We start from the raw sequence: 19,090 nt of genomic DNA on the forward strand, positions 1-19,090 counted from the left end.
CCTCCTATCCCGAATTTCCCAGACAGGAGGCAGTGCCGCTAAACCATAGACTTAAATAGGCTTTTTGAAATATAGCCGTTCTTCAAGTCAAAAAGCACACACATTCAATCCTGTCTCAGAAAAAATCATCGATACCTAAAGCCCATTTCACATGGTATTGAACGGAACGCGAGGCTGTACTATCGATTTTCTCTAATTGCAGGATTAAAGGATCATGTGCGTTTCTTCACCCTTTCAGCTTTGAATACTCTCACTTTATGACATTTACTGGATGATGTCAATTGTTGCTTGACCAATAGAGATGAAATAATTAGAATAATGGGAAATATTCAAACGGTCTTCTTTTAAGAAACCATTTTAATATATAATAGAGTGTTGAATTACACAGAAAGGTTGAGACATCATGAAAAAGGTTTTTGCAAATTACAAATTAACCATCTTCCTGCTCCTTTCCATCCTGGTCGGCGGAGTTGCTGGAGTGGTTTTTGGCCCGAAAACTGCGGTTGTAAAGCCGTTTGGGGATTTATTTTTAAATTTATTGTTTATGATCATTGTGCCGCTTGTCTTTTTCAGCATCGCATCGAGCCTTGCGAATATGGGAGGAATGAAAAGGCTTGGAAAGATCATGGCTGGAATTTTCACCGTATTTTTTATTACGGCAGTCATTTCAGCCATCTTGGGCTTCATCGGAATCTCCATTGTGGATCCGCTGAAGAATACAGATGTCTCTGCCATTAAAAGCATCATGACAGATGCGTCCATCGATCCTGAGGCAGAAGAAATCACGTTCCTGGGGCAGCTCGTTCAGGCCTTCACGGTTCCTGATTTCCAAATGCTGTTCTCGAAGAATAACATGCTGCAGCTGATTGTGTTCTCGATTTTATTCGGATTGGCAACAGCGATGTCAGGTGAAAAAGGCAAACCGATTGCCAACCTTCTTTCATCTGGTTCAGCCGTGATGATGAAAATTGTTGGGTTTGTGATGTACTATGCACCAATCGGTCTCGGCTGTTACTTCGCGACGATCATTGGTGAGCTTGGTCCGCAGATTCTCGGCGGATATGTACGTGTGTTTGTTCTTTATCTGGTATTAACGCTAATTTACTTCTTTGGTTTCTTTACGCTGTATGCCTTTGCGGCTGGCGGAAAAAATGGCATCAAGGTGTTCTGGAAAAATGCAATCACCCCTTCTGTCAGTGCGATTGCCACATGTTCGAGTGCCGCCTGTATTCCAATTAACCTTGCGGCTGTCAGAAAAATGGGTGTTCCACAGGATATCGCGGAAACCATGATCCCGCTTGGGGCTAACACGCATAAAGACGGCTCTGTTCTTGGTGGAGTGTTTAAGATTATGTTCCTGTTCAGCTTGTTTGGGAAAGACATGTCGAGTATCACCAGCATCCTGACTATTCTGGCTGTTTCGTTCCTGGTTGGAGCTGTTATGGGTGCCATTCCTGGCGGCGGAATGATTGGCGAAATGCTCATCTTGAGCGTGTTCGGCTTCCCGCCAGAAGTCCTGCCGATCATCGCTGTTATCTCTACAATCATCGATGCACCGGCTACCCTGCTGAATTCAGCCGGCAATACGGTTTCGGCCATGATGGTCAGCCGGATTGTTGAGGGGAAAAATTGGCTTAAGGAATCATTGCTTGCAAAATAACATGTAAATAGTAAAGAGGGCTGGGATGAACTCGAATCATTCCGGCCCTTTTATTATTAAAGGACACCGGATTCCCTCCAGTGCCCTTCAATCTATTAAATAATAGATTTTTTCCCGAACTTATCAGAATTAATAATATGACTGCTGAACATATCCCAATTTGTAACCTTTGGAAAACCCTCAACTGCTAAATCTGCCGAAAACTGCGAGATAATTGGCGGCTTTAATTTTAGTGAATTCAGCTTTTGGTAGCTTTTGAAAAATACTTCACTCGGATCCCCATCAAGTACAATTTTTCCCTCATCAATGACCACTACCCGGCTTGCATATTGGGCAACCACCTCCATATCATGTGTAATCATGATAATCGTCGCATCCTTTTCAACGATCAGTTTATTCATTAGTGTTAAAAGAGCTTTAAGGCTCTGCTCATCTTGGCCTGTAGTCGGCTCATCCAGGAGGATGATTTTAGGGTTTGATACCAGCATGGTAGCTACTGCCAGCCGCTGTCTTTCGCCTCTGCTGAGAGAAAACGGATGTTTCCTTCTTTTCTCCTGTAATCCCACTGTTTGAATGGCCAGCTCTACTTGTTCTTCAATCACTTCTTTGCTGCAGCCCCGGTTGATGAGACCGAATTCCACTTCCTCTTCTACGGAATTGCAGAAAAGCTGATTGTCAGGGTTTTGAAAAACATAGCCAATATCCAATATAATATCCTGCACTTTATGTTTTTTCGTATTTTTATTATTAATCATAACAGAACCCTGGCTGGGCTTCAGCAGCCCAATTAAGTTTTTCATTAAAGTGGATTTTCCACAGCCGTTGTGCCCAACAATCGCCAGGAACTCGCCTTTTTGCACTTCAAGATTTATCTCATAAAGAATCTGCTTGCCCTTTTGATAGCTGAAATTTACACCTTCCAGCTTAGCCACGCACTCTCCGTTCACATTCTTCATTTCGGCCTGCTGCTGCGGCAGGGCAAGTTCTCCGGATTCCAGAAGTTCTTTTACCCATTCATTAACCTCTTTCCTGGAGATGGGATTAGAACGACTAGAATGTCCTGTATCAATCAGGTATTTTGCCAGTCTGATATGGTCCGGTATTCGGATTCCGAGTGAGTCCAGTTCATCAAAGTGAGCATAAAAAACATCGCTCGGTACTCCATTATAAAGAATTGATCCCTCGTGCATAATGATTACTCTATCAATGGCTTCGATCAAATCGTTTAGATCATGTTCGATAATGATAAAGGTTGTATCGATTTCTTCTTTCAATTCCATGAGAATGTCCATTACTTCCTGCTTGCTTACTGGATCGAGATCGGTTGTGGGATCATCTAATATAAGGATAGACGGAAGCATCGCCAGGTTGCTGGCAATGGAGACTTTTTGCTTTTGCCCGCCGGATAGTGAAAAGGTAATTTGCTTTTTAATGTTTTCGAGCCGCAGCTTTTTTAGCGCGTAGTGAACTCTTTCCCGAATGACTCCCTGCTGATAACCCTGGCATTCTACTCCGAAGGCAATTTCATCCTCCACCCGTATGGAGAAAATCTGATCCTCTGGATTTTGAAAGACCATTCCGATCTCGCCGGCAAGGTCATGCATTGGAACTTGCTGAGTGTTCTTCCCATTGATGTCAATATTCCCTGATAACTGCCCTTCAGCCAGATGGGGGATGATTCCGTTCAGACATTTCGCTAGAGTCGTCTTCCCGCTTCCGCTTGTACCGCAGACAAGAACAAATTCCCCCTTGCTAATTTCCAGATTGATATCATCCAGTGCGTACTTTTCTGTGCCTGGATAAGAAAAATGGAGTCCTTTTATATCCACAATTGGATTGCCAGCCATTTCTTCTCTCCTTTCTAAAGAGATTTAGCTGTAAACAATGGAATTGGTCCCTCCCAGCCCCAGAACGTAACGAATATAGATGGCAGCAGCAAAGAATAGAATCGTTACAGCGATTGCCATCCAATCCCTTTTTGTTAATTTCATATCCTGATAGTATTCCTTCCAGGCCATCTTACTGAAGCCTTTGCTTTCTACAGCCAGGCCCATTGTCCGGCTTTTCCGCAAAGAATTGATTAATAGCGGAAACACAGCCAATTTAAAACTGTTCCAGCTGCCCTTCAGCCCTTTTTTATTTACACCTCTTATGGTTTGCGCATTGGAAATGTTCGTAAGTTCCTCAAAGATCAGCGGGAAAAATCGTAAAGTGCCAAGGAACATGAATGCTACGTTGATCGGCACCTTCATCTTCATCAAGCCTTTAGCCAGCAGAGCCGGGTCTGTTGTGGAGATGATAATAATCGTCATAAAACAGGGAATGCCAATCCGATACCCCAGGATTAACCCTGAATAAAGGCCGACATCAGTTGCCTGAAGGGAGCCTATGGAGAAAAGGATGGCTGCATCCGGCTGATTGTAATTGTAAAAGGTTGCAAACACTATAGCTGACATCGCCAAAATTAAGATGGTCACAAGTAAAGGAAGAATGGGTTTTATCTTAATTCTGGCTGAAAACCACAACACCATTCCCAACAGAAGGATGCCTGTTAAATAAAGAGGATCCATAAATAAAAGCGGAATAATCACAAAACCAAGAATCATAAACAGCTTTGCCCTTGGATCCAGTTTATGAACCCAAGTATCTTCATCCAAGTTTGATACAAAATCTATTGCTGCCAATTATCACACCTCCTGGGATGTGGACTGAATTTAGCCCATGAGCGTTTTAATCCGCATACCGAGCTTCTTGCCAAACAGCGTCCCAATGACCATGCCCACAATGGAAATAGCAAACACGATGCCAATTAAATGGAATGGAACAGGAATTTTCATCACGCTGACAATGCTCCACCAGACAAACGCCTCATAAACGATGTTGTAGAGAACGGCCGCGATGATCAGATGTTTTGTGCTGGAGTAGACTTCATCCGGATTTTCAAAGGCTTTTTTGCTCATGTTCAGGTAGAGCTCGGGAAGGAGCGGAGCGATGACGACCAATACCCAGTAAACCGGAATTTCTCCCTGGATAAAGAAATTAATCGCGCACCAGGCAACAGTATAGTAAAAAGCTGCATAAGGCCTTCTGACAATGACCCAGCAAAGAACCAGGCAAAAAGCACAAAATAAGTAGACAAAGGTATGATTAAAAGGGAACACAATTCCTGCAAACTTAAAGAAGTACCAAAGGACCCTGTACAGGACAGCGAAGATGACAATGGTAATTAAATCTACAGCGGTAATTCTTCTCTTTAACTGCTGCACTTGATTGTTCATTTCCATTTCATTACCCCCTCAGTTTTTAAAGGAATACCTTATTTTGAGTGAATAATCCCTCCGAGAGTTTGTATGCTCTCACTTGTTAGTCCGCTAAAATGAACTCCTTCCTTGCGAAAATCCTTGTCCGTCAGCAGTGATGCCGTTTCAATAATCGCGTCGGTATACAGTGTCTTCATTCCGGCTAATTTCCCTAATTCCGATATTGGAACAAGTCCATAAGGAATATCTTCTGTAAAATACCTGTGTTCCAGTGTTGAAGGTCCGCTCCCATGAGGGAAAAGTCCTGGTAAAGCTCTATACAAGCTGGAATAGTCCGTGCCATAAAATTTATTTAATAATGTCAGAATATCTTGTGTCTCTGCCTCCAGCAGCCGGGCTAAGGTCAATCTTTCTTCATCCAGTTTTTCAATATATGCGACGGTTCTTGGGGAGACACCTTGAGGATAGAACTGAAATTCCTCAGAAGCATCAATCCGGCTGGCGTTGAATAAGGCGATAGGTGTGTGGATAACGACATTGGTATTATTTATGGAAGTTTCAAAGACATTTTTAGTCGGTGTTAATTGCGGAAAAGTATCTAATAACTTTGATGAGAGTGGAGTATTAGCGGAATTTGGAATAGAGCCTATGAGTACATTCTGTTTCACTTTACTGATATGAACTCTGCCATTATTGTCAGCTTTGCTTACAAAAGGCATGGCACTTGTCTCTGCAATTGTGATCTGTTTATCTTCAAATGTCTTGCCCAGGATTTCTTTGCATTCAATCGCTCCCCAATACCCAGGGAAGATTGCAATCATTTGATTGATTTTTACTAATGGCTTTAACTGATGAAAAATAGGTTTGTGTCCGGCTGCGGTCGTTGTGATAATAATAAATTCAGCGTCTTCTGTCACTTCCTTAAGGTCAGCTGAGGCTTTTATTGATGCTTTGCCTGAATACACACCTTTTAAGGTAAGCCCGTTTCTGGAAATTCTTTCTGCTTTCCGGGAATCTCTGCTATATAATTTCACCTCCTTTCCATGTAAAGATAGATAACCGGCTATCGCTTGCCCTGTATTGCCAGCCCCAATCACTGCAAATGTCATAGAATCCTCCTTCTTTTTCTATTCATTTTCATTCATGGTGTTTTCATATTGTTTAAGAGCTGTTACAGCCTTCTCCATTGCCTTTAATACGTGCTTTTTCATCATGAGTTCTGCATTGTGCTTATCTTTCTTTGCTATCACTTCAAGAAGGGCCTCGTGCTCGAAAGATGTTTCCTTAGTATCGATAAAATGAGCGAGTCTTCGATACCGCATAATGTGATCATTAAGCTGGCGCAGTATTTTGACAGCTGTTTTATTCTGGCTTACTTCATAAAGATACGTATGAAATTGACTGCCAAAAGTGCTGACTGCCTCCATATCCCTTTCATTTGCAGTTTGTTTGATCATGTTAGCAAAATAGGATAAATGTCTAACATCCTGTTCGGTACACTTCTCTGCCGCTTCCGCTGCAATTATGCCCTCAAGCATGCTGCGGACAAGAAAGAGCTCTCTGACCTCCTTGACAGATACAGGTGCAACCTTTAGCCTCCCATTCGTCTGCCTGACAACCAATTCCTCAAGCTCTAGCCTTTGCATCGCTTCACGGAGAGGTGTCCGGCTAATTTTAAGATCCTTGGCCAATTCTTCTTCCGCAATTGGCTGATTAGGTGTGTATTCACATTTAAGAATCCGCTCTTTTATTTCCTGATAAGCAAAGTCTTTTGCTGAAATTCTTACTGAAACTGAATTTTTGTTCAAACCCGCACCTCACCTTCGTATAATTGTATACAGTTATATTTTATTTCAGAATTTTCGTAATATTACTTTTATCACTAAAAAAGACGTGTGGATCTCCACAACGTCTTTTTGCTTCGTTTTATATCCTTACTCAACGAAATGGCCTGCAAAGTTCTGCCCTCTAATCATTCTTAAAATTATCTATAAAACTTGCATCAATTTCTGCACCAGTATTTATCAAACTTGCAATAACCGAACCAGCGACAGGCGGCAAATCAGGTAAAATAATAACCGGTTTTATGTTTTGAAATTGAAGACTATCTTTTATATTAGGAATAAACCATTCTGCACTGTTATAATTTCCTCCTGCTAATACGATGGGGAGCTCTTTATTTACCCCTTGATCCTTAAACAACTTAAGAATCAGTCTGCGAATGTTTTTCCCCATCTCTATGCCAGCCTGCTTTAGAATCTCTTGCGAAATGAGATCCCCGCCTTCTGCAGCTTCAACAACCAACCTGCTTAATGACGCTATCGTCTCTTTCGCTTTTGTGAAGTCATAGATAACTGGAATCAGCTCTGGCACTATCTTTACTTTTAAGGTATTGATAATAGCAGGTGTTAAGAGCGTTTTCTCCCCAAATCCGTCATACTCGTCAAAAACGGCTTTTAGCGCGAGTTTTCCAATTGAAAAGCCGCTACCTGAATCGTCAAGCAAAAATCCCCATCCACCGACTCTTGTTCGCTCACCTTCATCGTTGATTCCGAAAGTAATCGAACCTGTACCGCTGATATTGACAACCCCCGGCTGTCCCAAAGTCCCCGAATATAGGGCATTAACAGCATCATTATCGACTTTTAAAAGGCAATCTTCCGGAAAGTATTTTTTGTATAACTGCCCCATTTTGCTCTTATCATCTTCACGGTCAACCCCGGACATCCCTGCAAAAAAACTCTTTACCTCAGCAAACTTCTCTGGTGCACGCTGCTGTAAATCTCCTAGTAATCTGCTTAGCTCTTTTTCAACAAATTCATAGCCAAGGCTATTCGGATTAGTTGGTCCTACAGCTGCTTCTGCATGAACTCTTCCTTTTTCGTCACATATGACACCTTTAGTTTTTGTACCGCCTCCATCAATTCCTAGTACATACATATTGTATTAGCCTCCAGTAAAACTTGTATTTTAACCTGCATGAAGCTGCAGCGAATGCAATTGTGAAAGCTACTTGATAAAGCCGACCCATTTTAATAGCAGTCAATTATTTTGTACCGTTAGCTTGAACTGTAAGCAAGCTGCCTGCTCATACAAGCCCCGAAAAAACGTGTGGAAACCCACACGTCATTTTTTCTTATTATACCCTTTTTCGCCATATGGCTGTAGTTCCTCCAGCCACTTTTCCTCCAGTTTCCCCAGGGCTTCCTTCTCGTTGAAATACGGATCGTCTTTCTTTTTCAGCTTCTCAAGAATGCTGATTTCAAAAGCCTCTTTTCCATATTGATTCCATTCGTCCTGCAGCTCCCGATTTGGCATATAACTATTTGTTTCAAGTGAAAATTTAACCCCGTTCAAGTTTTTTAAATTATTTGTGCTGCCAATGAATACTTTATTGTTCACTGTATTTTTTATTTGATAAACCCCCGCTTCAATGGGCGTTTCTTTAAACTGCTGCTTCAATTCTCTTTTACGTTCCATAGGAATCCCCCGTTTTTCTATTTTTTAAGCCAATACTCGCTGCCATCGGGCTTTCTGTCTAAAAATCCATAATCAATCAAATACCGTCTGATCAGAGCATAATCCTCATAAATGCCCTTAAGTGCCTGGTTTAACTCTTTCTCGCCATATATGTGTTCAGACTTCAGCCTGCCCGCAATCTCCCGCAGTACAATCAGCCTTTGCTTCTCCCTTGGCGGAAACTTTGCAAGAGACATACTTTGGCCCTCAGTGAAGTAGTTCTTGAGAACTTTCACTTGTTCTTCCTCTGTAATGTTATAGCGTTCATCCACCATCGTGGCTGTTTTATGGACCGGCAGGAACGCTGGTGCGTGCTCATCCTTTTCCTTCAGCAATTCCATAATTGCGAGAAATGTCTTCGCCTGACGCTCCTTTTCCTTTAAGGCAAAACGGTGATGGCGAATGGTCGAAGTGCTTCCCATGTCCAGTTCCTTTTGAATATTCTTATCGCTTATGCCTTGATAAAAAAGCTGGAGAAGGCTTTTTTGATGATCCGTAAGCCCTGTAAGTTTTTTATCCATCGAAAGCAGATAGTCAAATACAGAAATATGCTCCGTTTCAATATGAATGCGCATATAGCGTTCTGCTTCATAAAATCGATCTTTGTATGGGTAGACGATCCCTTTTTCCGTCTTTTCCCCGCATAACAGGCAAGTGTATGCTTCTTTTTCTTCAATGAAGCCTTGCTTTAGCTCCTCCAAGGAGGAGTCCCAAAATTGATTTGATAATTCCATTTTGACAACACACCCTAATTTATTTAAACAAATTCAATATTTGTTTGGTTTACATTAAACATAATAAGATATCGTTTAGATATAGTCAATATTTTATAAACAAATTTTATTTTTATTCTTAAACAAAATAGGCATATGTTTATAAAATAAATAAAGACCTTCAATAGAAGAAGGTCTTTTCACATTTTAGGTTCCCGATTTCCAGGAGTATGTTATTTATTTTCATAATCCCTATAATGAATGATTTCAGATAGAATTTTGCATCCTTTAGCTTTCTTTAGCTCCGCTCTGGCTTCTTCTCTGTTGTCGTACTCAAACATTTGGATCCGGTCCTGTAAAAATAGCGTTAATATCCACATATCGAATTCCTCCCTGGAGATCAGATTCGTTAAAGAGGTGCACGAGCCGCATCGTTCTGAGTGCATGCAGAGAAAAAGGATTTAAAAGGTTTTCATTTTAAAAACAGATTAAAAACAACCGTGATCAGCCACCCAAGGGCAATCGTTAGAGAAATATATGTACTGACATACAGCAATATCTCCATCATGGTTCCTCCCCCAATGCTGGAATTTATTTTAAGGAGTGATTTCTGCTGCTGTGAATGAACCAATACTCATCTCCCTTCCTTCTAAAATAATGTCATTATAACAAGCGATAATTAAAAAAATGTCGAACAAGCAGAGCTTTATCAAATTGTAAATAGAGTGTTATCTTCCTTTAATATAGGGACTTTTTTGTTTTATAAATGCAAAATAGCGAAATAATTTTTCGTCAGGTTCTATTCAGCGACTTCCCTTAAATCAAAGTAATGAAAGCAAAAAAGCCCAATTTGTATCACCAATAAAAAGCGAATGTCTCGGTAACTCAAATTAGGCCATCAATAAATTCCTTTCCTCCATAGGAGGGTGGGGATCATAAGAAAATAATATAAAGCAGAAAGATGATATTGGCACTTTGCACAAGATCTTAATGTCGCTTAACAGGATTTCCCTCCACTCTGCTAATATTTCAGTATATGGAATTAAATTCTTTCAGCCTTTTAACAAGGCCGCCATTTCCAAATTTAATATACTTATGATTTTCATGCTTAAGCCCTTTATCGCTGATATATTCCAAAAATGATAAGAGCAGGATTCTCCGGGTAAGAATATTTACGTTACCCTCCTGAAAAAACCACTCATCAATCGTATTATATACGCCCTTATTGATCCCATATCGCCGATTACACCAATTGAAAAAATGCAAATCCGGCAAGTTAAGGATTTTACTGTGAAAAATAGGTTTTTGTCTATTTATCTTTAACAATGACTCCATAGGAACCCCCTCCTTTTTATATGCTTGCAACTTAACTGATCTGTAATTATTAAAGCAATTCAAATAAAATAGGATTTATATTTTCGCCTGGCAAGTTTTAATAGCTCAGGCTCTTTCTTGTAAGCTGTTTTCGTAAAGTATGTTGCTATTTGTATATATCTACTGAGTTGATTGTAGCTGGTGTGCGAGATCCTCGAAAATGCATGCGCATTTTCTTCGAGCGGTGAGTACTCAAGGAAGCTTATTCAACGTCCTGCGGGAGTAGCGGGACAGGCGAGAACCCGCAGACGCGTAGCGTCGAGGAGGCTCAGCGCCCGCCCAGCGGTTCGCTGAGCCTCCCCTCGCTGCAATCAACGGACAACTTTGATTAGGAATATAACGATTTATTCGAAAGGTCCTCCTATTATTAAAGCTCCTGTATACGAATGCATTCAGGAGCCCTTGCAGGACTAATCAAATAAAATAAATAATACTTTTTATCGTTATACAGCTTTATAATTACTATCATTCTCTTTTCCTTTATTCCTCTTCAATAGCGGGAATACAAACAATACGATAGAAATAAGAATAAAAGCTCCTCCTGCCGGTCTTGTAAAAAATAATAATGGATTGTTTTCATACATGATTAATGCTCTGAGCAGATTAGGCTCCAGAATTGGTCCTAATATTAATCCCAATACGATTGCCGGAATTGATATATCTAACTTTTTTGCCAAAAAGCCGATTAAGCCAAATATCAGCATAACCGTGACATCAAATATCCTATGACTTGCCGCAAATGAACCCATGATTGAAAAAACGGTGATAAATGTCCAAATAAAGCTTTGCGGAAGCTTCATAATGGATACAGCGGCCTTCACTTCCATCATTCCAATGATTAAGACAAAAAAGGTTGCCAGAAATAAAGAGGCAAAGATCGTATAGACCAAATCACTATTTTGTGCAAATAGAAGTGGTCCTGGCTGCAATCCATGTATTTGGAATACACCTACTAAAATAGCAGCAACTGCTCCTCCGGGAATACCAATTCCAAGCAAAGGGATAAAAGTGCCAACCGCTGCCGCTGAGCTTGCTGTTTGCGGTGCAATTACACCTTCATGCACACCTTTTCCAAACTGCTCCTTCTTTTTTGAAACCTTTTTTTCAGTCGTATATCCTACAACACTGGCAACGGTTGCTCCTATCCCTGGAAGACTGCCAATCAGGAGCCCAATTAGGGAAGACCGAATGTAAGTCCATCTCATTTTGATATGTTCTCTTATTTTAGGCAAAACAATTTTGGATGATTTTTTTTCAACCTTGTTTGATTGCTTAAAATTAGATATTTTAACAAATACCTCTGACATCGCAAATAGACCTATGATGACAGGAACAAAATCAAAGCCATTTTGTATATCGGAAACTCCAAATGTATATCGGTCAATTCCTGTTAATGGAGCAATTCCCACAGTGGATAAAAACAGGCCGAACATAATGGAAAATACGGTCTTATACGTATTGTTTCCTGTATAGATCATGGAGGCAAGAGCAATCAGCACAAGTCCCATGATCTCTACGGGACCCAAAAACGAGCTGAATTCCGCCAAAAGATTCGTCCCAAAAACAAGGCCAATTGTTCCAATCAGACACCCTAAAGCAGTTGAGACAATGGCAAATCCTAATGCCTTTGGAGATTCGCCTTTTTTGGTAAGCTCATAGCCATCTACCGCTGTCATCGCACTATCGCTATCTCCGGGTATATTGAACATGATCCCAGTTGTGGTTCCTCCATATAAACCGCCAATAAAAATCGAAATTAGAAACACAACCGACGTGATCGGATCCATCGTATATGTGAAAGGCACCAGCAAAGATATCGCCATAATGGCAGATAACCCAGGTATGCTTCCAAACAGCATGCCTAATAGAATTCCCAATATACAAAAAAGCAGATACTCAGGTGTGAAAATTAACGTAAATCCACCCAATAGCCCACTTGCTAAAGTCTCCATAAACCATTACTCCTTTTTGATGCATACTGCTACATTCATATAATCGTGATATCAATTCCAGAAGGTTCCCGCGGGAAATGTAATCGCAAGAAGCTCCTGGAACAAAACAATCAGCAAACTCCCAAAAATAATGGAACTGGCCAGATTTATTACTTTCAAACGCTTATCAAGAAAAGCCTGTAATATTACAATAAATAAAAGCGTTGAAATCCAAATACCCACAAATGGTAGAGAAAAAGAGTAAAGGATGATGAGTAAAACCGGGAAAAAGCGAAGTGATTCACTGCTGTTAATCACTCCACTATTTTTCATCCAGCCAAAGCATGCGAACAGCATGAATATCAAAATGATTACTGGAAACAGAAATGCCTGCCAATCATTCAATAAATTTGTCACTGTAATGCCAATCAGGATCAACAGAATTGGCACCAGTATTTTAGGAATATTTATTGTCATAGATTTGCTCCTCATTAATCAAGCTTGGAGGATTGCTCTTTTAAATAAGAGTACTCATCCTCTAAAAATGTCTTTAATGCTTCTCCAGTTAATATTCCTTCTCTTATATTCAGATACTGCTCTTTTTCATATTTTTGATAGCTTTCAGTTTCCATTGCTTTGGTAAATAACTCCTGTAACTTCTCTACCACTTCCGGCGGTGTCCCGCTTTTCACTGATACACCCCTCCAAAATCCGGTTGAAAGATCTAAATCATATTGCGAAGTCACTGGAACATCTTCAAAGCCTTGGACTTTCTCAGCGGACATGGCGATGACTGGCTTATAATCTTCATTATCCAGAAAGGACTTTACGTCACCAGGCTGTTCGTGAATAATATCGACGTTCCCGCCTAATAAAGCTGCATAGCGTTCTGAAGGCTCATCATATGGCACATTCTTAAACTTAACATCAAAATGTTCTTCCAGCCTTTTAATAGCGATGGCATCCGTCCCATTTAGGCCAGTAGTGGCAACCTTCAGTTTCCCGGGATGTTGTTTGGCATATTCGATTAATTCATCAAAGTTCTGAAAGCGGTCTTCCTGGCTTTTGATAAACCACATGTCGATATTATGCTGATTTCTCATAATAGGTTCAATTTCCTCTAAGGTGTGGTTGCTGTTGCCTTGAACCATTGTTAATAGAACATCTTGTGTATTTCCAAAAATGGTGTACCCGTCAGCTTTTTGCTTCAAAAAATGGTTTAGTCCAGTTCCTGTCATGGCACCAGGCATATTGATGGGAACAATATTATATCTGGGATCTACTTCCTTCGCAGCCTGGATTAAATTCCTGGCAAATTGATCTGACCCCCCGCCAGTTCCATAAGGAATGATCCAGTTAATCGTTTTATTTGGATATTCATCCTTATCCGTGGCTGTTTCCTGGCTGGAGCAGGCTGTCAGCAAACCGGAAAGGACGATAAGCGCTATTAATTTCTTCAAAGTGACTCCCCCATTCTACCTAGCAAAAGTCTTAAATTCTTTTTGGTTTGCAAATATATTTCTCTTCTCAATCGGCAATAAAGGAAACAGCAATTCCGCAACTGTATATGCCTCTTCAAGATGCGGATAACCGGATAATATGAACGTATCTATTCCAAGCTCTGAATACTCGATCAAACGTTCCGCTACACTTTCAGGACTTCCAACCAGTGCAGTTCCCGCCCCTCCCCTTACTAAGCCAATTCCGGCCCAGAGGTTGGGACTAACAACTAATTTATTTTTATCTCCGTTATGAAGAGCGAGCATCCGCTGCTGGCCGACGGATTCCGTTTTTGATAATTCTTTCTGGGCTGCTGCAATTGTTTCATCGTCAATATGCTCTATTAACTCATTTGCCGCTTTCCAGGCTTCATCTTCTGTTTTTCGAACGATGACATGTAATCGAATCCCAAATTTTATTTCGCGCCCCTCCTGTGCAGCCAATTCTTTCATTGCTTTCACTTTCTCACTCACTAAATGAGGGGGCTCCCCCCATGTTAAATATACATCTGCATGCTTGGCTGCAACCTTTTGCCCGGCTAATGATGATCCTCCAAAGTATAGAGGCGGATATGGGGTTTGGGCCGATTGAAATTGAACCTTTGCACTTTCCACACGTAAATAATTTCCCTTGTAATCCACTACTTCTCCCCGCAGAAGACCTCTCCAGATATCCAGAAACTCGTCCGTCAGGTTATATCGTTTAGAATGATCCAGAAATACACCTTCACCAGCTAATTGCTTTGAACTCCCGCCCGTCACAATATTCAGCAGCAGCCTTCCTTCCGAAATCCGATCCAGACTGGCAGCCATCCTGGCGGCGACAGTAGGTGTAATCACACCAGGCCTTAAAGCAACTAAAAACTTTAAACGATCTGTATACGTAATTAAAGAAGATGCCAATGTCCAGCTTTCTTCGCAAAATTCTCCTGTTGGAATTAGCATTCCATCGTATCCCAGTTCTTCAACAGATGTTGTGATTTGTTTCAAATAATTAAATGAAAGCTCCCGCTGTCCAATGGAAGTACCAATGTATCTCCCATCCCCATTTGAAGGCAAAAACCAAAACATTTCCATAAGAAACCCCTCCTGTTCAAGATCTAAACCGTGTTTTTTCTTCTAAAAAAAACACAAAGAGGCTCTAATTCAACATACTGATAGCTGTTGAATTAGAGCCTCTAGTGGTCTAGTCGACTCATCCTTATTCTAATAAAACACATTGAATTACTCGGTTTTATAATTTTATTTAATCCTATAGTATTTTTTTCGATTAGTCAATGATTTTTTAACATTTTATATGAAGATAACTTTTAATTCGATATCCTTATTCCTAGGTTTGTAATAGGTAAGGACGACCCTAGCTGGAATTTTTTCAATGCTATGATGATGGGCAGTGCACGCTTTGGTGAATCAGCAATGAAATTGGTGTGAAAGAATATTTTTTTGGCCATGTTCATAAGGCAAGAATAAAGGATGTAGAGATTCAGGGTTGTAATATTCCTTTTCAATTTTTAAGCGCGGTAACCTAGCCTACTCTTGTGAACCACTTGTAATATACTCTTGAAATATAATAAGAAATCCATACAGTAACAAAAGTCCAATACCAAGTCCATCTTTTATACACAATTAACCGTGTATACTTTAAAGCGTAAAGTTCTAAAAGAGTAATAATGCCGGTGTGCCAAAAGTAATGAAAAGCTTTATACAAATAATTTTTTTTATCAGGATAATACAGATTGAATAGAACACATAAAGCAGGATAGACAAAATACTCAAAGGTAAAGCTTGATTTGGTGAATTTTCTAAAGAACATTCTGTAAGGATATTTAATAAGTCTATATTCTGTAACCATTAATCCAAATAGCCAAGTAATAACTTGTTTAAATAAAAAGGCTATATTTGCTTCCCTAAGGCGATTCCTTGGTACGTATTTAATCAGCAGGAGCACCATAACAACCCAGGAAGCCGTTTCAATAAATTTTTCTTTCCTATGTCTCAAGTTACTCACCTTTTTTCGATCAGAATATCTTTGATATTCCCTGCGTGCAGACCAATACTTAACAGAAAAACAATAAAAGAAATGATCATTGTCACCCATTCCTTAAATGCAAATGCATTTGTATTTACATGAAAGATGGAATTGTCCATAAGGCTATAGGTCCTTACATTAATGCTTTTTACTTTTAATCCAACAAACTCATTGAACTGCCGCAACACCTATTGCATAATGTTTGAACAGTATGTCCTTTACTAACTCAGATTGTTGTTCTTCGCAGTTAACGATAAGTATTATCTCCGAATGCTTCCCTTTTATTAGCCTCTTCTTTTTCTTCAAAATGACTTCAGTAAATATTCTGATAGAAAAACCTGCTGCAAAACCGATGAACGCAGCGATAAGTCCCCAATATATTGGTCCCCATTCTAATTTGAACCCTATGCTTGCCCCAATGACACCAAAGGCTGTTGCAAGAGCTATGCCTATATCGACGAGAGACGTGCCATCTGACCGATGAACAGAGTCAAATAACCTGCGTGCCTCTTTACGATTATCAAGAGGAAGAGCATAAATATCTTCCTTTCTTATTCCGTTTTTCTCAAGTGTAGAAATCGCCAATTCTATAAAAGAGTTACTTTCAAATGTTGAAAATAACTGCATTTTATTCACTCCACCTTTTAGTCTTTTCAATACTTGGAAACCCTTTGACTGATAATGTTCTGTTAAATACCTTCTTTGTTCCTCTTCATAAAGTTTATTATTTTCAACTGAATTTATGTAAGAATCATACGCTGCAAAGCCATAGTGGGATGGAAGAAATAGAAGCCATTCCGGATTTAAAACAGAGGTCGCCTCCTGAATTTTCCCAAGAAATAAGAGAGACACTGCCTGCTGTGCATGCGAAAGATAAAAAAAGACCACAACCCAGAATATAAGAAAAAATGCTGTCAGAATTCTATGTATATAGAGCTGTCCAAGTCCTGGTACAAATAATGACCACATAATGGGCATAACCGGGCTTCTTTTATCAAGATAATTTATTTCAACTGGCCCTAAACTAAATGTGTTGATTCGATGTCCTTCATTTTTGGCTAATATATATACTTTATTCATATCTACAGTGGTTCTGTAGCTATCCCATATAGCAAAAAAGTAGACAGGAATATACATAAGCAGCCATCTGGTATCTAAAATTTCTTTCGCCATATCAATATCGCCTTGAAATGAGTAAACCATAGCTAAGTTGACATTCGCTTTAATATTAACAAGGACTTCCCAAATAAATAAGACATAACCCCTAAGATATTTTGACAAAAGCAAATGTCCAAATCCAGGGAACGCAGCTGACCACCATCCGATGATATAAGGGTTTCTCAAATGAATTTGAGAGGTGCCCCAAACGCTCACGTGAGCTTTGTAATACCTTGCGGTGTTATCATTTTCAAAATTGTCCATTGCTAAGCACCCTGTATGAATGATTAATTTAAGATAGCTTCCCACAATATATTCACTTTATACGGCAGAGCAGCCCGCGCACAATATGAAAAGGAGCTGCAACAGCAGCCCCCTATGTTGTGTCCAAGCTAATCTATCACAAGTAACCGGAACGCTTTATTCCTACCTATTCATCCACCCATGAAAGAAAGCGACCAATCCAATAAACAGGCAATAGCCTATAAAAGTATAAAGATGATGCCAGGTTTCAGCATGAACAAACATGCCAAAACTCTCTGCCAGTTTTTCTCCAGCAGCCATCGCTAGACTGATGATCAACACAAATATTCCCCGAAACCAGCCCTTTAGACTTTCCATTATCTTCAACAAAGGAATCATGAAGATCGGCAACACGGCAAGCGTAAATACTATATTGATCGAAAAGATATCCGAGAATGGACGGGTTGGGAAAGAGTACATCCCCTTCCCGGTAAAATACAAATCTAAATATGTGCCTAATAGCGATGACAGCAGCATGGCCGGCATATAGGCTTTAATTCCAGACGGCCTTTTTGGCAAGGGCTGCGAGCTCGAGCCTTTCAAGTGTTTGACAGTATGCATGCCTGATCTCTCCATTAATCATATCGTCAGACTCCAAAAAATACTCCAATACGTGATCACTTTTATACCAATCTCCTAATTCTGCTTCAGGCTGACTTACATTTTTCCAGGCTATTTCAAGGCTTGGGCTAAAAATCCTTCTTCCCCCAGGCCGGAGCTGGCAAGACTTTAGCTGAAATTGATATTGTTTACCTGGCATCCCTTCATGAACATCATTGAAGATATGTGGCCAGTAATCCTTTCTTGAGCCGGTATGGGGATATGCATTCGCCCATTGTTCCGTTAAGGCAAGCACCTCTTTGTTCTTAAATAGAACATCGTAAAGCCTTTTTCCTAAAGTAATCCGTTCGTGCAGCGATTCAAAATGATTTAAGGTCTGTCCTTTCAACTGCATGACACCGTTTTTTTCATAAGGAAAAAGGATGTGATTTAAGGACAGCAGCTCCTGCAGCTTAAATTCCAGCTTTTGAAATATCTGAAGTTTAAATTGAGGGTTTTGAATAACTCTTTTTTCTAAATAGCTTTGTTCATTGATGATAAGGGCAATGGTCAGCATATAAGGATCAGGCTTCCTCCAGAAACAGCTCCAGACTGTTTCCATAAAAATGGAGATATTAATTGGATAAAACAGGTAAAACAATGGCTTGTTTCGCTTCAGGCTCTCTTTGTAAATCAAGAATTGCGGATAGGCATCCTGGAAAATGAGCCAGTTCCCTCTTTCCAAAAACGCAAAAAAGGTTTCCTTTTCGCGGGGTGATAATAAACGGGATAGAAGTTCCCCTTTTAAATCTGTCATATTCCAGCCGCCATTGCGTGAAACCATATGGCCCAAAAAGGCCCAATGGATTTCTGGATGCTGTCTGTAAAATTCGAGATAGGCTTTTGTACGGGTGACGTTATTCACGTTCCATTTTATGGTCTCCCTTTTTACCTGGTCCAAGATCTCCTTTTCTTCATCTGAAAGATTCATATGCTTTTTAGCAGCTGCTCTTTTCTTTAATTCTTCCTTTAACCAGCCCATTGGGTGTTTCTTTTGAAAAAAGATAGTCATCCCTCCTCCATGAATTCTCTCACTGTGATATG

19 protein-coding genes and 1 pseudogene are annotated in these 19,090 nt (G+C 40.1%); 1 reads left to right on the top strand and 19 read right to left on the bottom strand.

What is annotated here, in order from left to right:
- The first annotated feature begins 403 nt into the window (after positions 1–403).
- Complete coding sequence (locus tag M3205_RS03170; protein ID WP_251168596.1) at positions 404–1,660, top strand: dicarboxylate/amino acid:cation symporter; 1,257 nt, start codon at positions 404–406, stop codon at positions 1,658–1,660.
- 95 nt (positions 1,661–1,755) lie between these two features.
- Here M3205_RS03170 and M3205_RS03175 read toward each other — a convergent pair whose 3' ends face one another.
- The 19 genes and pseudogenes from M3205_RS03175 to M3205_RS03265 all read right to left on the bottom strand — a co-directional run bounded on the left by M3205_RS03175 (position 1,756) and on the right by M3205_RS03265 (position 19,058).
- Positions 1,756–3,507: an ABC transporter ATP-binding protein gene (locus M3205_RS03175; protein ID WP_251168597.1), complete on the bottom strand. Its 1,752-nt coding sequence runs from the start codon at positions 3,505–3,507 to the stop codon at positions 1,756–1,758.
- 24 nt (positions 3,508–3,531) lie between these two features.
- A complete protein-coding gene (locus M3205_RS03180; RefSeq protein ID WP_251168598.1) occupies positions 3,532–4,344 on the bottom strand; it encodes an energy-coupling factor transporter transmembrane component T family protein in 813 nt (270 codons plus the stop codon).
- 30 nt (positions 4,345–4,374) lie between these two features.
- The gene (locus tag M3205_RS03185) at positions 4,375–4,944 is read right to left on the bottom strand and encodes an MptD family putative ECF transporter S component (RefSeq protein WP_251168599.1); all 570 of its coding nucleotides are present in this window, start codon (positions 4,942–4,944) and stop codon (positions 4,375–4,377) included.
- Between the two features lie 32 nt (positions 4,945–4,976).
- A complete protein-coding gene (locus M3205_RS03190) occupies positions 4,977–6,029 on the bottom strand; it encodes an NAD/NADP-dependent octopine/nopaline dehydrogenase family protein (RefSeq protein ID WP_251168600.1) in 1,053 nt (350 codons plus the stop codon).
- 18 nt (positions 6,030–6,047) lie between these two features.
- On the bottom strand, positions 6,048–6,728 hold the full coding sequence (locus M3205_RS03195) for a GntR family transcriptional regulator (RefSeq protein WP_251168601.1): 681 nt from the start codon (positions 6,726–6,728) through the stop codon (positions 6,048–6,050).
- 160 nt (positions 6,729–6,888) lie between these two features.
- A complete protein-coding gene (locus M3205_RS03200; RefSeq protein ID WP_251168602.1) occupies positions 6,889–7,860 on the bottom strand; it encodes an N-acetylglucosamine kinase in 972 nt (323 codons plus the stop codon).
- 186 nt (positions 7,861–8,046) lie between these two features.
- Positions 8,047–8,400 carry a GIY-YIG nuclease family protein gene (locus M3205_RS03205; RefSeq protein WP_251168603.1) on the bottom strand — a complete coding sequence of 118 codons (354 nt, stop codon included), beginning with the start codon at positions 8,398–8,400 and terminating at the stop codon, positions 8,047–8,049.
- Between the two features lie 17 nt (positions 8,401–8,417).
- Positions 8,418–9,173, bottom strand: coding sequence for a DUF2087 domain-containing protein (locus tag M3205_RS03210; RefSeq protein ID WP_251168604.1), 756 nt, complete (start codon positions 9,171–9,173; stop codon positions 8,418–8,420).
- Positions 9,174–9,385: 212 nt separating this feature from the next.
- Positions 9,386–9,532: a hypothetical protein gene (locus M3205_RS03215; protein WP_251168605.1), complete on the bottom strand. Its 147-nt coding sequence runs from the start codon at positions 9,530–9,532 to the stop codon at positions 9,386–9,388.
- Between the two features lie 649 nt (positions 9,533–10,181).
- A complete protein-coding gene (locus tag M3205_RS03220) occupies positions 10,182–10,487 on the bottom strand; it encodes a hypothetical protein (protein WP_251168606.1) in 306 nt (101 codons plus the stop codon).
- A 482-nt stretch (positions 10,488–10,969) separates the two neighbouring features.
- On the bottom strand, positions 10,970–12,478 hold the full coding sequence (locus M3205_RS03225; RefSeq protein ID WP_251168607.1) for a tripartite tricarboxylate transporter permease: 1,509 nt from the start codon (positions 12,476–12,478) through the stop codon (positions 10,970–10,972).
- A gap of 51 nt (positions 12,479–12,529) precedes the next feature.
- Positions 12,530–12,934 (bottom strand): hypothetical protein, encoded by a 405-nt coding sequence (locus tag M3205_RS03230; RefSeq protein ID WP_251168608.1) that lies wholly within the window; start codon positions 12,932–12,934, stop codon positions 12,530–12,532.
- A gap of 14 nt (positions 12,935–12,948) precedes the next feature.
- On the bottom strand, positions 12,949–13,917 hold the full coding sequence (locus M3205_RS03235; protein ID WP_251168609.1) for a tripartite tricarboxylate transporter substrate binding protein: 969 nt from the start codon (positions 13,915–13,917) through the stop codon (positions 12,949–12,951).
- Between the two features lie 15 nt (positions 13,918–13,932).
- Positions 13,933–15,033, bottom strand: coding sequence for an FMNH2-dependent alkanesulfonate monooxygenase (ssuD, locus tag M3205_RS03240; RefSeq protein WP_251168610.1), 1,101 nt, complete (start codon positions 15,031–15,033; stop codon positions 13,933–13,935).
- Positions 15,034–15,481: 448 nt separating this feature from the next.
- Positions 15,482–15,907, bottom strand: a complete 426-nt coding sequence (locus tag M3205_RS25535; RefSeq protein ID WP_285886024.1) for a CBO0543 family protein — start codon at positions 15,905–15,907, stop codon at positions 15,482–15,484.
- A gap of 53 nt (positions 15,908–15,960) precedes the next feature.
- Positions 15,961–16,104 carry a hypothetical protein gene (locus M3205_RS03245; RefSeq protein ID WP_251168611.1) on the bottom strand — a complete coding sequence of 48 codons (144 nt, stop codon included), beginning with the start codon at positions 16,102–16,104 and terminating at the stop codon, positions 15,961–15,963.
- A gap of 523 nt (positions 16,105–16,627) precedes the next feature.
- Positions 16,628–17,407: pseudogene (locus tag M3205_RS03255) on the bottom strand (hypothetical protein); the annotation flags it as partial.
- Positions 17,408–17,569: 162 nt separating this feature from the next.
- A complete protein-coding gene (locus M3205_RS03260) occupies positions 17,570–17,965 on the bottom strand; it encodes a CBO0543 family protein (protein WP_251168612.1) in 396 nt (131 codons plus the stop codon).
- On the bottom strand, positions 17,940–19,058 hold the full coding sequence (locus M3205_RS03265) for a DUF2515 family protein (protein ID WP_251168613.1): 1,119 nt from the start codon (positions 19,056–19,058) through the stop codon (positions 17,940–17,942). The genes M3205_RS03260 and M3205_RS03265 overlap by 26 nt, the downstream gene beginning before the upstream one ends.
- Positions 19,059–19,090: the final 32 nt, after the last annotated feature.

The organism is Cytobacillus firmus (assembly GCF_023715565.1).
In the GTDB taxonomy this organism is placed as follows: Bacteria; Bacillota; Bacilli; order Bacillales; family Cytobacillaceae; genus Cytobacillus; species Cytobacillus firmus_C.